The 15,230-nt window shown below is 69.3% G+C and carries 15 protein-coding genes; 6 read left to right on the top strand and 9 right to left on the bottom strand.

The window, feature by feature from the left end; translation table 11 throughout:
• Positions 1–3 precede the first annotated feature (3 nt).
• Together SL103_RS22510 and SL103_RS22505 are read right to left on the bottom strand one after the other, a co-directional pair.
• The gene (locus tag SL103_RS22510; RefSeq protein WP_164492882.1) at positions 4–438 is read right to left on the bottom strand and encodes a hypothetical protein; all 435 of its coding nucleotides are present in this window, start codon (positions 436–438) and stop codon (positions 4–6) included.
• 288 nt (positions 439–726) lie between these two features.
• Positions 727–1,860, bottom strand: a complete 1,134-nt coding sequence (locus SL103_RS22505) for a protein kinase family protein (RefSeq protein ID WP_244304009.1) — start codon at positions 1,858–1,860, stop codon at positions 727–729.
• 224 nt (positions 1,861–2,084) lie between these two features.
• Between SL103_RS22505 and SL103_RS22500 the strand changes: the two genes are divergently transcribed.
• Genes SL103_RS22500 through SL103_RS22480 form a run of 5 tightly spaced genes read left to right on the top strand, consistent with a single transcriptional unit; the run spans position 2,085 to position 6,297 of the window.
• Positions 2,085–3,548 carry a sensor histidine kinase gene (locus SL103_RS22500; RefSeq protein WP_069570760.1) on the top strand — a complete coding sequence of 488 codons (1,464 nt, stop codon included), beginning with the start codon at positions 2,085–2,087 and terminating at the stop codon, positions 3,546–3,548.
• 17 nt (positions 3,549–3,565) lie between these two features.
• Positions 3,566–3,952, top strand: coding sequence for a roadblock/LC7 domain-containing protein (locus tag SL103_RS22495; protein WP_397736700.1), 387 nt, complete (start codon positions 3,566–3,568; stop codon positions 3,950–3,952).
• On the top strand, positions 3,949–4,302 hold the full coding sequence (locus SL103_RS22490) for a DUF742 domain-containing protein (protein WP_069570758.1): 354 nt from the start codon (positions 3,949–3,951) through the stop codon (positions 4,300–4,302). The genes SL103_RS22495 and SL103_RS22490 overlap by 4 nt, the downstream gene beginning before the upstream one ends.
• A complete protein-coding gene (locus SL103_RS22485; protein ID WP_069570757.1) occupies positions 4,283–4,897 on the top strand; it encodes a GTP-binding protein in 615 nt (204 codons plus the stop codon). The genes SL103_RS22490 and SL103_RS22485 overlap by 20 nt, the downstream gene beginning before the upstream one ends.
• Positions 4,894–6,297: a cytochrome P450 gene (locus tag SL103_RS22480; RefSeq protein ID WP_069570756.1), complete on the top strand. Its 1,404-nt coding sequence runs from the start codon at positions 4,894–4,896 to the stop codon at positions 6,295–6,297. Before SL103_RS22485 ends, SL103_RS22480 begins: the two co-directional genes overlap by 4 nt.
• Positions 6,298–6,359: 62 nt before the next feature.
• Here the strand turns inward: SL103_RS22480 and SL103_RS22475 are convergent, their stop codons facing one another.
• The 5 genes from SL103_RS22475 to SL103_RS22455 all read right to left on the bottom strand — a co-directional run bounded on the left by SL103_RS22475 (position 6,360) and on the right by SL103_RS22455 (position 12,654).
• Positions 6,360–7,457, bottom strand: coding sequence for a terpene synthase family protein (locus SL103_RS22475; RefSeq protein WP_069570755.1), 1,098 nt, complete (start codon positions 7,455–7,457; stop codon positions 6,360–6,362).
• 2 nt (positions 7,458–7,459) lie between these two features.
• Positions 7,460–8,368: an SAM-dependent methyltransferase gene (locus SL103_RS22470; protein WP_069570754.1), complete on the bottom strand. Its 909-nt coding sequence runs from the start codon at positions 8,366–8,368 to the stop codon at positions 7,460–7,462.
• Between the two features lie 196 nt (positions 8,369–8,564).
• Positions 8,565–9,302 carry a flavodoxin family protein gene (locus SL103_RS22465; RefSeq protein WP_069570753.1) on the bottom strand — a complete coding sequence of 246 codons (738 nt, stop codon included), beginning with the start codon at positions 9,300–9,302 and terminating at the stop codon, positions 8,565–8,567.
• A gap of 207 nt (positions 9,303–9,509) precedes the next feature.
• The gene (locus SL103_RS22460; protein WP_069570752.1) at positions 9,510–11,510 is read right to left on the bottom strand and encodes a collagenase; all 2,001 of its coding nucleotides are present in this window, start codon (positions 11,508–11,510) and stop codon (positions 9,510–9,512) included.
• Between the two features lie 184 nt (positions 11,511–11,694).
• The gene (locus SL103_RS22455) at positions 11,695–12,654 is read right to left on the bottom strand and encodes a LysR family transcriptional regulator (RefSeq protein ID WP_069570751.1); all 960 of its coding nucleotides are present in this window, start codon (positions 12,652–12,654) and stop codon (positions 11,695–11,697) included.
• Between the two features lie 419 nt (positions 12,655–13,073).
• Between SL103_RS22455 and SL103_RS22450 the strand changes: the two genes are divergently transcribed.
• Positions 13,074–14,054, top strand: coding sequence for a phosphodiester glycosidase family protein (locus SL103_RS22450; protein ID WP_069570750.1), 981 nt, complete (start codon positions 13,074–13,076; stop codon positions 14,052–14,054).
• Between the two features lie 117 nt (positions 14,055–14,171).
• Here the strand turns inward: SL103_RS22450 and SL103_RS22445 are convergent, their stop codons facing one another.
• Together SL103_RS22445 and SL103_RS22440 are read right to left on the bottom strand one after the other, a co-directional pair.
• Positions 14,172–14,924, bottom strand: coding sequence for a CbtA family protein (locus SL103_RS22445; RefSeq protein ID WP_069570749.1), 753 nt, complete (start codon positions 14,922–14,924; stop codon positions 14,172–14,174).
• 19 nt (positions 14,925–14,943) lie between these two features.
• Entirely contained in the window at positions 14,944–15,165 is a 222-nt protein-coding gene (locus SL103_RS22440; RefSeq protein ID WP_069570748.1) for a CbtB domain-containing protein, read from the bottom strand.
• Between the last annotated feature and the right edge of the window lie 65 nt (positions 15,166–15,230).

The following is a 15,230-nucleotide window of genomic DNA, read 5'->3' as shown; positions in this document are numbered from 1 at the left end:
ACGTTACTCGGGGGCTACTTCGAAAGCCACCGAGCGAGCCCAGTCGGCGCGTTCACCGATGAGCGGGCCGTACGAGTCACCCTTGACCACTGTTGCGTCCCCGGATGTCGCCGTCACAACTGTGCGGGCGAAGATCACCGGAAAGATTTCAGCTGTGATGCCGTTGGGGCCTCCCGGCGGAAACGGCACCATCTGACTGAAAACGGCTTCTCCGAACTCGGCGAGCCAATCGAGGTCCGCAGAGACGCTGAGCCAGCCGTCGCTATTCGTGATACGGACGTCGGACGCGCCGCACAGCACTGCCTCCGCGGCGATCAACGTCGCTGCTTCCACGGCGTTGTAGACCCCGCTACGGAAGTACCGGTGCTGGTTCCTCCGTACGTATTCATGGAGTCCGACGGAGGCGATGTCTTCAGGGTGAAACAACGATGTCTCCATCGGATCTGAGTTGATTGAAAAGGTCGAAGGTCGAGGTCGGGATGTGAAACTATTCCCCTTCGAAGGTAGGGGATTTCGGACCGCCGGGAATGGTGCGGCTGACCGCACCGGCCTCGCGGAGACGGGTCATCGCGTTGGCGGAGATCGACACCTTTATCACGCCTCCCGCGCCATTTCTGACGGCGAAGTGGGTTGCATCCTCCACGTGTGTGGCGATAAAGAACCCGCCCGCCCGCCCGCCGGGCTACCGCACCGGAGCGAGAAGGAATAGGTCTGGATCGACGCCCGCTACCGTGCCGCCACTCCCGACGACGACGTCGACTTCGCCTTCCTGCGCACCGGCCCCAACACCAACGGGCAGCTTCTGGAGGAGGCGCGCTCGAGCTCGGCGGCCGGGAACGGTGTCTGCTTGCTCTCGGTGAGCAGGCGGCGGGCGAATTCACCCATGAGCAGGGTGGTTCGGGCGTGCCGGTCGATGATCGCGGCGATCTCGGTCGGGATGTCGTCGGGCCGGTGGCCGGCGATCCATTCGCGCAGGAACGCCTCGTGGTCCAGGCCCCCGAACAGCCCCTCGGGCAGATGGTGGTGGAGCAGATGGCGCATGGTGTGGCAGCGGTCGTAGCCGAGGTGGGTCGAGAGGAACTGCGCCTCGGTCGGCGAGAGTTCGAAGTCGGAGCTCAGGGCGAGTCCGAAATCGGCGAAGTACAGCCGTCGGCCGTCGGTCAGGACATTCGCGAAGTGGGCGTCGAAGTGCACGAGTCCGTGCGAGCTCATGAAGTCGGCCCCGCGCGTCAGGGCCTCCTCCACCCACCGGTACGGCGAGTCCTTCCCGCCCTCGGACGCGAGGGTCCGGTGGTCGTGCAGCCAGTCGCCGAGGGTCCGCGGGACGTGTTCCAGGAAGAGCACCAGGCTGGACGAGGACCGGCCGATGGCCTCCAGGCGCTCGCGCACGGCAGCCGAGCCCTCCCAGTGGACCACCGTCCCGTCGATGCCGCCGAACTGGTCGGCGAAGCCTTCGGGAGGGGAGTCGGGCAGGACCCGCCAGTGGTACATCAGCGGGAAGCCCTCGTACTCGTTCCCGAGGACCCAGTGCGTGGTCATGACGTGCGCAGCCAGCTCCCGCCAGGCCCCGAATCCGGCTGAGCCCACCCCGTACTGGTAGAACATCGGCAGCCCGAAGAGGTTCGCCGTCGACCGCACGTGCTCCGGCCGCAACTCGATGTCCGTCAGCGGGACCCGCTTGACGAATACCCGCGTGCCGTCGACGTCCAGCTCTGCCGACCTGCCGCCGACGCCGGAACCCAGGGGCGCCGCGGCGGCCACCACCTCGCCGAGCCGACGGTCGCTCAGCAGGGACAGCCGCGTGGCCACGGCGCCGTACGTGGTGAGCCGCGCGGCATGCTGACGGGCCGGCTGGTGCATCGACGTCCCCTCGATTGCCGAAGGCCCGGGTGTGCAGCTCCGTAGCTCGTTCCCCCGGCTCGGCGCGCCAGTATCGCCCTTCGGGGGAGTATTCGCCACCGATATGAGAAAGCTACGCCCGTCCCGGTGGTCGAGCTGACGCGGCGCCAACTTCCCTGCGCATATGCCTATACGCTCCCGCAGGTCTTCGGACGATCGTCTATTCCCACAGGTTGAGGGTGCTCATGGTCCAGGAGAAGTCGCCGTCCGGATTGCCGACCGTGGCGGTGTATGCGTGGCTCATACCGGTGGTTGCTGCCGTGGCGGTGGCCGGCTTGGTCGAACCTTCCGTGTTCGCCGCGGCTGTCTGGATCGGCGTGACGGCTGTGGGCGCGGTGGCCGGCGCCGCCGGCACGGCCGTGCGCCGGAACCGGCAGGTCACCCAACTGCAGGCGGACGGCCGGAGGCAGTCGGCCGCGCTGGCGCAGCAGCAGGAGGCGACCGCGCGGCTGGCCGACAGTGTGGTGCCGGAGATGCTGACGCGCCTGCGCCTGGAGGAGGCCCCGGAGGAGGTCCTCAACTGGTTGACGGCGCGTTGGTCGGGCGCCTACAGCGGCCTTCCTCCCGAGTTCCAGCAGGCCCACTGGGCGGTGCTGCGCACCGTCATGGATGCGGTGGCCGCGGAGGAGGGGCTGCGGGACTCGGCACAGCGCGCCCTGGTGAACCTGGCCAGACGCATGCAGGCCATCGTCCATCAGCAGGCGCGGGAGCTGCGCGAGATGGAGGACCGGCACGGCAAGGACCCCGCCGTCTTCGGCGACCTCCTGCGGATCGACCACAACACCGCGCTCACCGGCCGGCTTGCCGACTCCATCGCCGTCCTCGGCGGTGCCCGGCCCGGCCGCCAGTGGAACCGGCCGGTGCCGCTGTACAGCGTGCTGCGGGGTGCGATGTCGCGGATCGTGGGCTACGAGCGGGTGGAACTGAGCACCAGCACGGAGTGCGCCGTCGTCGGGCCGGCCGTCGAGCCGCTCATCCACGCCCTGGCGGAGCTGCTGGACAACGCGACGCGCTATTCGCCGCCCCACACGAAGGTCCATCTGACGGCCGCGGAGGTGCAGTCCGGGGTCGTGGTGGAGATCGAGGACGGGGGTGTCGGCATGAGTGAGCAGGCCCGGCACCTGGCCGAGCGGCGCCTTGAACAGGCGCAGCAGGGCATCGACCTGGGCGACTTGGGAGAGACCCCGCGACTCGGCCTGGCGGTGGTGGGGCGCCTGACTCAGGCGTTCGGTCTGCAGGTCTCGCTGCGTACGTCCGCCTACGGGGGCGTGCGGGTGGTGCTCGTGGTTCCTCAGCAGTTGATCACCAGCGCGGCTGAGGCGTCGGGCGTGGCGCACGGTATCGGGACGTTCTCCGGTCCGCGGGCGGCGAGCCAGCCGGGCCAGGTGGTGTCCCGGCAGACGGCCAAGCCCCCGGCGCCCCGGCGGAGCGACGAGACGCCGCAGGTGGTCGAGCGGACGGCGAACGGACTTCCTCAGCGGCGACGCAGAGAACGGGTGGCGGAGGCGCAGGCACCCGCGGGCCACGCCCGGCCGGCGGAGGGAGCGCAGCGGGCACCGGGGGAGTGGCTGACCGCCTTCAAGACCGGACTGTCGGCGGAGGGCAGCAGTGGTGGCGACGACGCCGCCGCGCCGAGAGGAGAACAGTGAGTCAGCAGGCGGCCAGCTTGGACTGGATGCTCAAGGACCTCGCGGAGAGCGTGCCGCAGACCCGCACGGTCCTCGTACTGTCCTCGGACGGACTGCGTATGGGACACCACGGCGGGACCACCGAGTCGGCCGAGCGGCTGGCCGCTTCCTGCTCCGGCTTGCAGAGTCTCGCCAGTGCGGTCGGCAGCGAACTCCCGCACCAGGCGGGCAAAATGCGGTTGGTGGTCATCGAGATGGACGGCGGTTTCTTCTACCTGATGGCCGCCGGCCCCAGGGCCTATCTCGCGGTGCTCGCTGACGACGGCGTGGACGCCGGGCTCATGGGCCAGCGCATGCGGGACCTCATCGCCCGTCTGGGAGCGCACATCACCAGCCCGCCCCGCAGCGACGGGCAGGCCAGGTGAGCGACTCCCCCCAGGACGGCACGGAGGAAAGGCCGGAGCGCCTCTACGTCATCACCAGTGGCCGTTCCTCCGCGGCCAACGAGCTCGACCTGGTCACGCTGATCGTGGCCAGGACCGTTCCCACGGCCGGCATGCAGCCGGAGCACGCGTCGATTCTGAGCCTGTGCCAGGCTCCGCTCTCGGTCGCCGAGATATCCGCCCACACAGGACTGCCGGTGAGTGTCGTCAGCGTCCTGATCAGCGACCTGCTGGACGAGCAACAGGTGCTCACGCGCCCGCCGGTACCGCCAGCGGATCTGCCCGACCTTGCCCTCATCGAAAAGGTGATCCATGGCCTTCAAAAGCTCTGAGCTCGCGGAGCCCCCCAACGAGGAGCGGCTCCCCCACACGGCGTCCGCGGCGGTCAAGGTCGTGATCGTGGGCGGATTCGGGGTCGGCAAGACGACCATGGTCGGGTCGGTGAGCGAGATCCGGCCGCTGACCACCGAAGAGACCATGACCCAGGCCGGCGCCGGCATCGACGACCGCGCGGGCGTGGAACACAAGACGGCCACCACCGTCGCGATGGACTTCGGCCGGATCAGCATCAGCGACGAACTCGTCCTCTACCTCTTCGGCACCCCCGGTCAGCAGCGGTTCTGGTTCCTGTGGAATGGTCTGTTCGAAGGCGCTCTCGGCGCGGTGGTGCTGGTGGACACCCGGCGACTGGAGGACAGCTTCGACGTCATGGGCCGTCTGGAAGAGAGCGGTGTGCCCTTCGTCGTCGCGGTGAACTCCTTTGCGGGCGCTCCGGATCACACGCTTCAGGAGCTCCGCGGTGCGCTCGACCTGCCTTCCGACGTCCCCCTTATGACGTGCGACGCGCGGCACCGCGAATCCAGCCGGGACGTCCTTGTTTCCCTCATGCACTACCTGCACTCCCTCGTAGCAACGGAGTCCTCATGAGTACGCCTTCCCCGATGAGTACGCCCTCCCCTCTCCCACCGCCCGGGTGCCCGGCCCACGGCCTGGGCCAAGCCGGACCGCGGCGCCTCTACGGTCCGGCCGCGGAGCACGACCCCATGGCCCTGTACGAGGAGCTGCGCGCCGAACACGGCGCGGTGGCGCCCGTACTGGTGCATGACGACCAGCCGGCCTGGCTCGTCCTGGGCCACCGGGAGAATCTGGAGGTGGCCCGGACCCCCAGCCGGTTCTCCCGCGATCCCCGCGAGTGGGGTGCCGTGCAGGACGGGACGGTGGTCCCCGAGAAGTACGCGCTCGCGCCGATGGTGACCTGGTGGCCGGTGATCAATTTCAACGACGGCCCGGCCTTCGAGCGGCTGAGGGGAGCGGTGCTGGAGTCCCTGCAGCGCTTCGACCGGCGCGGGATGCGCCGGTACGTCACCCGCTTCGCCCACCAGCTCATCGATGCCTTCGCCGCCAACGGTGAGGCCGACCTCGTGTCGGAGTTCTCCAGTCAGCTGCCGATGCTGGTGATGACGCAGCTGATCGGTGCTCCGGAGGAACACGGCCCCCGGCTCGTCCGGGCCGTGCCGGACATGCTGGAGGGCTCGGAGACCGCCCTCGAAAGCGATGAGTACGTCACGAAGATGCTGTACCAGCTGGTGGAGAGCAAGAAGGCCAGTCGCGGGTACGACCTCACGTCCTGGCTGCTCGACCACCCCGCGGAGCTGACGGATGTCGAGGTCCTGGCGCATGTGCGAGTGGTCCTGGTCGCGGCGTACGCAACCACCGCGAACCTGATCGCGAACACCCTGCGGATGGTCCTCACCGACCCGCGCTTCCGCGCGAATCTCTCGGGCGGCCGTATGACGCTGCCGGAGGCTCTGGAGCAGGTGCTGTGGGACCAGACCCCCATCAACACCGTCCTGGGCCGCTGGGCCACGGCGGACACCGTGCTGGGCGGTCAGGAGATCAAGCGTGGTGACATGCTCCTGTTGTCCCTGGCCGCGGGCAACGTCGATCCCGCGGTCCGGCCGGACCTGACCGCGCCGGTCCACGGAAACCGTTCCCACCTGGCATTCAGCGCGGGCCCCCACGAATGCCCGGGCCAGGACATCGGCCGGGCCATCGCCGACACCGGGATCGAGGCCCTGTTGGCGCGCCTGCCCGACATCGAGCTGACCGTGCACGACTTCGAGCTGGAGCGACGGGGCACGCTGATGTCCCAGCACCTCGTACGGCTGCCGGTGCGGTTCGCGCCCCGGTCCGTCACCGCCACCGCCCCGCGGACCGATCCCGAACCGCTGCCGCCGCTCGCTCCGTTGAAGGAGGCCGTGCAGGCAGCGACGGGCCGGCCGCAGTCGCGGTGGTCGTGGCTGAACCGTCTGATCGGCCGCCGCTAGCCCTGCTGTGCGGGCCCGCAGCACCTTGCTGCGGGCCCTTTGCCATGGCGAGCGCCGGCCGGTCACTGCTCCAGTTGCTGCCACCACCAGTTCAGGGACGGAACGGCGGGCGGCTCCGTGCTCGGATCACTCGGGGAGTTGCTCCAGACCACGTCGAACGTCGCCCCCTCCACCGGCCGGGCGTTGCGGTTGCGGGGGCTCGCGTAGCGGGGCGCGAGGTTCTGCCAGGCGATGCTGCCGGCGATGTAGTCCTGGAGGGAGTCGAGGTAGCGCCGAAGCTCCTCGTCCGCACCCCGAGCGAGCTGTGCGCGCAGACGGAGGAAGAGGGTCATCACCCGGTCCCGCAGGGCGACTGCCTCGGTGACCGCCTCTCCGGGGGCGCATCCTCGCTCGTGCGCCAACACGTTGACCAGGTTCTGCTCCCAGGGCTCTTGATCGTCGTCCTTGTTGTAGGAGAAGAGGTCGTTGTCGGCGGCGACGATCCACCCCGCCGCGTCGGTCACGGCCTGGACCGGGGCCGCGTAGAGGGTGTTCGGCGGCAGGTCGATCCCGTTCGCGGCATCCGCCCAAGTGAGGCTGAAACGGGTGCCGTTCGCCAGAACGCCGAGACCGGCGTAATCGCTGAGGCCGGGCATGCGGCCCCGCTCGGCCTGAGCCGTGCGCCAGCCCGCCCCGATCAGCCAGTCCCGTGCTCCCTCCGCGAATCTGCGCAGCTGAAATGGGGTCAGCAGGGCGTGTGTCCGCTGCACCAGATCATCCAGCGCCGAGGTGAGGGGGCCCGGGGGCAGGAGGGCGCAGCCGGGCATCTCCAGGGCCCGGGCCAGCCGGGCGCCGTGGTCGGTGATCGCCGCGGTATCGGTGGCCGCCGCTCCGGAGTCCTGCCAGTCGTCGACGGCGTTCGCCCAGTAATTCCACAGCGTGAAGGTCAGTACGTGGTCGACATCGCCGTCGGGGATGATCCTGCAGGAGAAGTCGGCACTGTGTGTGGCCAGCCCCCAGGCGCGCTCGGTGGCGTCGGGGTAGATCCCGAACGCGTCGATCCATTCGAGGGCGCGCTGCTCGATCTCCGCCGCCTTGGGGTGGCGGGAGGGGGCGAAGGGGCAGAAGAACGCCGGTAGTTGCCAGCCGATCCGTGAAGCGTGGCCGTGTTCGGTGATCACGGTCAGTTGCCTCCGAGCCGGAAGTGGAGCAGGCGGGTTTCCACGGCGTGGTCGCGCCAGATGCGGAACATCTTGCCGTGCGCGACGGCGCTCTGCTGGAGCCGTTCCCGAGACCACGACGCCTGTTCGCCGCCCTGTTCCAGACGCGTCAGTTCAGCCGTGTTCCAGGCCATGGACTGCAGCCAGAACTCGCTGACCCCGTCCGTGACGTCCTCGTCCTGTTCCAGCTCGAAGCCGGCGGACTCAGCGGCGTGGATGTACTCGGTGAGGGTGCCGAGCCGCGTTTTGTAGTAGTCGTCGATCCAATCCGTCCATTCCGGGCGGCAGATGAAGTGCTCCTGGATGCCGAACCAGCCCCCGGGCCGCAGCGCCCTCGCCACCACGTGGAACAGCCGCTTGCGGTCCATGTAGCCGGAGCTTTCGATGGCGTACGCGGCGTCGTAGCGGCGCTCGTGGGTCATGTCGTGGACGTCGCCGACGCGAGGGGTGACGCGGCCGGAAACACCTGCCTGCCGGGCGAGCTCCCTGATGACGGGTATGTGGTCATTCGCCACGGTGAGACCCGTGACATTCGCGCCATGTTCCTGCGCCCAGTAGAGGCTGCCGCCGCCCAGTCCGCACCCGATGTCGAGCAGGTGCGCGGGAAAGGACTGGCCGTCGGCCCAGGTGCGCGCGGCGTGGTCGAGGATCGCCTCCTGGGCGCCGACGATCCGGTTCTTGAGGACCCGTTGGGAGACGGTCGTGTTGAGCTTGACCGCCGGATCGAACAGGCCCACGTGGAAGTGGACCCGGGGCCCCGGACCGTACTTGTGAAGTATGTCCTGGGTCTTGCGCGCGTAGTAACGCGGCACTTCCGTCTCGTCGAACGCCGGACCTTCTGCGCGCGACTGAGTGACAGGGGGAGCGTTCATCGGTTCTCCGGAGTGTCGTCTGATCCACAAGAGGGGGCCGGGCCACACTGCCCGCGACTGGCTGGAATGATGCCATCGCGCAGCGTACATCCGGACGTTGGTATTCAGTTGTGATCAGCAACGATCCTCCCCATGCTCCGGTCACGCCACATGGCTGACGGATTTGAAGCCACGAGGCAGTACGGCGCTCCCGAAGTCAGCGGTGCTCGGGGTTTTCGTAGTCGTGCCGGCAGCCGGCGTCCCATGCGGTGCGCTGGTTGCCGTAGGCGGGGATGCCGCCGACGTCCTTGAGCGTTCTGGCCATGTGCAGCAGGTTCCAGGTCATGAAGGCGGTGTTGCGGTTGGTGAAGTCGTTGTCCGGGCCGCCCGAGCCGGGGTCGAGGTAGGAGGGACCGGGCCCTGCCTCGCCGATCCAACCGGCGTCGGCCTGCGGGGGGATGGTGTAGCCGAGGTGCTGGAGGCTGTAGAGGACGTTCATGGCGCAGTGCTTGACGCCGTCCTCGTTGCCGGTGATGAGACAGCCCCCGACCCGCCCGTAGTAGGCGTACTGGCCCGCCTCGTTGAGGAGGCTGGAGCACGCGTAGAGACGTTCGATCACCCGCTTGGTGACCGAGCTGTTGTCGCCCAGCCAGATGGGGCCGGCCAGCACGAGGATGTCGGCCGCCATGACCTGTTCGTACAGCCCCGGCCAGGCGTCGGTCTGCCAGCCGTGTTCGGTCATGTCCGGCCATACGCCGGTGGCGATGTCATGGTCGACGGCCCGTACGACGTCGACGTGGACACCCTGCGCCGTCATGATGCCCACGCTGCGGTCGATGAGCCCTTGGGTGTTGCTGCGCTCCGGCGACCGTTTGAGGGTGCAGTTGAACACGAGGGCCCGCAGGTCGTCGTAGCGCGCCGGCGGGATATCGGTGGAGGGTGACTGGGCGGACAAGGAGCACTCCCGGGAGTCCTGCCACCGTGCGGGTCACGGCGGCACAGCGCTGCCCATCGTGCTGGCCCGGCCGCCGCCCCGGGGACCGCGGCACGGCCCGTTCGGCGACGACCACCCCGACAGTCGAATGCCGGGCGCGCCGGGTGCGCCCGCCGTTTCGTGCGGGACGGCCCGGCGGTGGCACCGCCGGGCCGTGTGGGGCATGCGTCAGGCTGTCGGGTGGGGCAGCGGCCGGTGTGCCGGAGGCGTGGTCGTCGGACCCGGCGCCGCGGCGCAGGCGCCCGCCGCGCAGGTGGTGAGCCAGGCGTCGAAGTCGGCGTCGTAACGCGTGCCGATATCGGTGTGGTAGACGGCGTAGCCACCGGCGTAGTCGCCCGTCCGGAAGTGCCCGAGCACGGTGGCGACGTCCGAGGGGTGCTTCTCGATCATGTAGCGGGCCGCGAGGTAGCCCCAGGGGTAGGTGCGGGTGACGTCGCTGTTGGCGTAGGTGCTCTGGAACAACGTGCTCAGCGCGTACGTGTGCTTGCCGGCCTCGGTGACCGCCTCGGTGTCGGTGACGTGCCGGTAGCTGTACGAGACGTATTCGGCGAGGCCCTCGATCCACCAGATGTCCGGGACCGATGTCTGCCGGCCGAAGTCGCCCTTCATGTCGTCACGCGCGTCGAGGTAGTGGGTGTACTCGTGGTTGAGGTTCCAGATCCGGGCCGGGAAGCCGTCGTCGGAGTCCTTCTGGTACATGATGGACAGGGGCTGGTTGTCCGGTTCGGTGGGGTCCCCGACCAGGGTGATGCCGCCGTTGTCGGTGTCGACGCCGAAGATGGCCCCGGCGTAGGTCCGGTAGTCGTTGCGACTGCCGAAGACGACGAGCTGGACGGTGGATTCGTACTGGCCGGGTATCGGGCCGTCGTCCTTCACCAAGTCGTGGAAGTACGGGCCCTGGCCCAGGACGCCGGCGCAGGTCGCATCGAGCTCCTCGGGGGTCAGTGACTGCGCCCGTACGGTGTGCGTCGCATCGCAGGCGCGGGTGACAGGCAGGGCCGCCTCGGTCAGCCGGCCGGGCAGGTCGCACGCGCCGTAGTACGAGCAGTTGGCCTTGTCGTAGGCGTCGGCCTGGGAAGCGACGGTGACCCACAGGGGCGCGGTCGGGCCGGTGATCTTCGAGGCGTCCAGCAGGCCCTTCATGAGCGGCCGGACCCGGTCCTGGAGGGCCGGGTGCTCGACGTAGCGCGCGACGTTCATTCCCGCGTTGGAGTCGAGGTAGGAATTGCCGGTGCCGAGCAGATCCAGGTGGTCGAGCGCGAAGGAATTGAGGGTGTCGATGATGCTGGGATCGGCGGTGACCGCGCTGACGTAGTCGGGGTTCCAGTTCCCGCGCCAGAGAGGCGTGTAGACGTCGTTGACGGCCGCCAGCATGCTGGGGATGTCGTCGTAGGAGCTGTCGTACCCGCCGAGCACCTGCTTGTAGGTGTTCAGATAGCGGGCCTGTTCGTCGGCGCTGTCCGTGAGGATGATGACCTCGCCCAGGACGTCACCGTTGTCCGAAGTGACGTTCCTGGAGCGGGCGTTGGCGAAGAAGGCGTCCAGGCTGCTCCGGGTGGCCGCCGCCAGGGTCGGGCCGTATGTCCCGACGTCGTCCGGATGGTTGGACTGCACGTAGTAGCCGGCGCGCAGGAACAGCACGAGCTGCCACACGTGGTCCGAGTTGTCACCGGGGTACGTCGTCGCCCCGCTCCGGAAGGCGTGGGCGAGGGTGACCATCTGGTCCTCGCGGAAGATGTCGTGCGCGTCCTTTCCGGTGACGCTGAACAGGGTGTTGACGCAGTCCGTCGTCGCGGCTTTGACGAACGTGACCAGTTCGGATCCGGTCCGGCTGCCGAAATCGGACGGGCTGCAGGAGGCCGCGGGGCCGTGCTTTCCGCCCTTGTGCCGTGCCGCCGCGGTCGAAGAAATGGGGGGATTCTTCGCGCCGAGCGGGCGGGGGTGGGCGGTGCCGAGCGGTCGGCCCCGCAGTGCGGGCCGTTCGTTCGCGTCCGTCGCGGGACCCGTCGGTGGGACGGCGTGGGGGGCGGGTCGGGGCGCGGTGACGGGCCGGACGGCGGTCGGCGCGGGTGGGGCCGCCTGTGCGGGCGCGGCCAGCAGGCCGGCCGTGGCGAGGAAGGCGGTCAGGCCGCCAGCCAGGGGTCTGGGCAGGGGGAAGCGGTAGCGCATCCGTGCTCCTTTGTGGGCAGATGCGCCTCGAGGTTGAGCTGAGGCGTGTGTGGCACCTTCTCAGCGCACGCGACGGGCAACAATAAGGTGTGACATAGCACTTGAGACGCATGCGCCATAACATCCGGGTGGAGGCGGCGAATCCGAACGTTGGGGCGGCGACGGGCACGGGGGAACGGGCCGGTCAGCGCCTGGCCACACTCCAGGTCCGCGCGGCCCACGTGCGGAAGTGCGGTGACTGCGCGATGAGAGCGCGGTATGCCGCGGCGGCGGAGGCGAGAAGCGCGTCCCCCACCTCGTCGGCGAGGCCCCCGCGCCGCCAGGCCAGCACGTAACGGCACCACAGGGGTGTGCCGACCAGCGGTTTGACGAGGACACCGGGGAGCGGCCGGAGCGTCGCTTGCACGACGGAAACCCCGATGCCTTCGGCAATCATGTTCTGCAACTGCTGCTGGTCGCCCAGGAATTCGTGGACCGTCGCCGGGGTGAATCCGGCCGCGCGGCAGGCCGCGTAGAACACCCCGGGCCAGCCCGCCCCGTCGTCCGGGGTCAGGAACCACGCGTCGTCGGCGAGGTCGGCGAGCGCCACCTCCCGGAAGTGCCGCAGCCGATGCCCGGCCGGCAGCGCGACGAAGGACGGCTCGGTGACGATCCCGCGGTGTGCCACGGCCGTCGAGTGCCGCAGTTCGAGTCCGGGGTAGTCCGCGGCGATCGCGGCGTCCAGCTCGTCCTGCTCCAGGAGTTCGACGATCTCCGAGGACGGATACACACTGCTCACCGTGAGGGCCAGGTCGGGCAGTCGGCTGCGGAGCCGGATGAGCATGCCGGCGAGGGCCGGTGTGTTGGTCGCGGCCAGCCGCAGCGGGCGGGGCGTTCCCACGCCGTCCGCGGTCGGCCGGCGCCCGATCGCGGCCGCGCGGGCCAGGACGTCACGGGCCTGGGCCAGGACTTCCGTGCCGTACCGCGTCAGCTCCACGCCCGAGGAGTTCCGCTCGAACAGCGGATGGCCGAAGTACTGCTCGATGCGCTGGAGTTGGGTGCTCATGGCCGGCTGCGAGTACCCCAGCTCCGACGCGGCCCGGCCCACGCTCCCGGCGTCGGCGATCGCACACAGCACCCTCAGGTGCCGAAGCTCCAGCTCCATGCGCACGCTCCTCCCGTCCACGCGGCCCCGGCCCGAACCGTCCGGGGCCGCGGATCGATGCGCCGCCCCCCGTTGCGCGACCCTCGTCCTACGGTGCGAAAGGGAAGCGCACTCATCATGCCCACGCCATCCTTCCCCGGTGGGTGCGATGGCCCGGAACGTTCGGCGGCCCCGTCCCCCCGGTCAGCAGCCAGGCTCTTCATTCCCGATCTCGGAAAAAGTGGACGGGAGGCCGGGAAAAGATATCCGCCGTGTCTCTTCGCGTGCATGAATTGCCGTCAGCGGCATTGACCTGCGCGGGCTAGCGGCCGGTGTTTTCCGCCGTGGCGTGGCAACAATGCGGCGCGCGAAAAGGGCGGCATCATGCCGCTCAGGAATATTGCTGTGCAAACTCGACGAAGACACCGCGGAGAGTCGCCATGGACCAGGCCGTCACCAGTGCAGATCTCTCGACGGAGACGTCGACCGCCACGCCGTACCTCTTCACCGACTGGCAGCCGTGGTACCAGGGGATCTGCCGCGCGGTGGGCACGGCCGATCTCGCCTTCGACACCGCTCTGCCGGTCGCGCGAAAGCAGAACGTCAATGTGGTGCGCATCGACCTGCAGAATGCGAACGTCTCCTTCTGCACCACGCCGGCGGGTGGGAAGTACCAGACGCTCGGAGACACGGTGACCGGGTTCTTGAGTGCGAACCCGACCGTGATGGTCGCGATCAACGCGAACTTCTCCTGGTACGACACGGACGTCGCCGGTGGCAATTTCTCGCTGATGGGACTCGCCATCTCGCACGGAAATGTCGTGTGCGATCCCAGGGTCCCGGCGCCGCAACCCACTCCGCAGCAGACTGCCGACGTGCCGAACCAGAACTACGCCGGCGCGATGGCGATGCTGATCTCGCAGGGGAACGAGGTGACCTTCCAACTCGTCACGGAGGCCGATCCGCATTGGCCGTCGGGTACGTACACGGCGATCGCGGGCAGCCCGAACCCGGGCGCGGGCTGGCCACCTCAGCTGTACCAGCCGGGGCAGCCGCTGCTACTGGTCGACAACGGGGTCAACATGGCGACGCCCTCGGCGTCTCCCTCCGAGAGGGTGGCCGGGCGCACCGCGGTCGGTGTGAGCGCCGACGGGCAGTACCTGTACCTCGTGACGCTCGACGGGTGCGAGAACGCCGCGTGGCCCAACGGAGGCGCCTTCTACGACATCGCGCAATGGCTGATCATCGCCGGGGCCGCCAAGGCGCTCAATCTCGACGGCGGGGGCTCCACCGCGATGGCGTGCCGCGACGGCAACAACAACCCGATCCTGATGAACGTCCCGTACGGCGCCGAGTCGTTCCCGGGAGTTCAGCGCGCCGTCGGGAATTTCTTCGGCGTGATCACGCAGCCGCTGTCGTAGGCATGCCGAACGGCCGGCACCCGGCCCCGCGCGACGCTCACCGGTCGCCCGTCCGTGGCGTGCACGAGGGGCCCGTGCCGGTCGCGCCCCCGGCACGGGCCCCTCAGGTGCGGTCGGTCAGGCGGGTGTGGGCAGTTCCGTCGCCCGGTCCGCCTGCGGGGTGTGCGGTCGTAGGGCCCGCTCGGCGAGGATGCCGAAGATCACGCCGAAGGCGGTCCACAGCAGTGCCTGAATGCCGAGTGAGGCGAGACGGAACTGCCACAGCACGGTGGCCGGGAAGTCCTCGGGCGTCTCGTTGACCGCGGGAAGGAACGCCATGGCCAGGGCGATGACCGCGAGGAAACCCGCCGCCGCGCCGAGGGTGGCGTTCCAGTTGCCGAACCGTCCGGCCAGGCGGCGGCCGACGATCACCGCGCCGACGCCGACCAGCACGGTCAGCGCGATCATCCCGAAGTACAGCGCGGTGCGCTTGCCGATGGTGTCGGGCTCGTTGGACCCCGGTGGATTGGCCGGGTACTTCAAGAACGGCACCAGGTAGACGGCGACGAAGGCGCTTGCGGCGATCAGGGCGGCGGTCGCCCGTGCGCCGAACCGGCCGATGCGCCCCAGGGCGCAGCAGAACACCAACGCGGCGATCCCGCCCACCGCGGTGCCGAAGACCAGCACCGCGGTGGCCAGGCCGCCGGTGGACTGCACCGCACGGCTGACGAGTTCCATCTCGTGCTCGTGGGTGTGGGCGTCCTCGTACGCGATGCCCGCGTTCACTCCCGGCTCGCCGATCAGGTAGGCCAGCCCGAAGGCCAGCAGACCCGCGGCCAGGCCGGCCAGCATGCCGCGGACCAGCAGCGTACGGACGGTGGCGGAATTCATGCGGCTGTCCCGCCCGTCGTCAGTGGCAGGGGAATCCGAGCAGGTGCCGGCCATCGTGCACCCACTCGTGGACGCCCGCGCCGGAGAGGAGGGAGGTGGCGCCCTGCTCGGCGCCGACGAAGTACAGCAGGACCAGCATCAGCAGGCCGAAGAACGCCGCCCAGGGCAGGATCGCCCGGATCGGCAGCTTCGTCACGGCCGGCGAGGACAGGGGGGCAGGAGCGGCTGAGGTGTGAGCCACGGCGGTACCTCCTCGGGAACACGCGTCCCGTTCGTTGGAGCACGCGACGACGGCGCCGGGTCTGA

Origin of the sequence: Streptomyces lydicus (genome assembly GCF_001729485.1) — a bacterium.
GTDB lineage: Bacteria > Actinomycetota > Actinomycetes > Streptomycetales > Streptomycetaceae > Streptomyces > Streptomyces lydicus_D.
The sequence above is the reverse complement of the archived record's forward strand: the minus strand, read 5'-3'. Positions and strand labels throughout refer to the sequence as shown.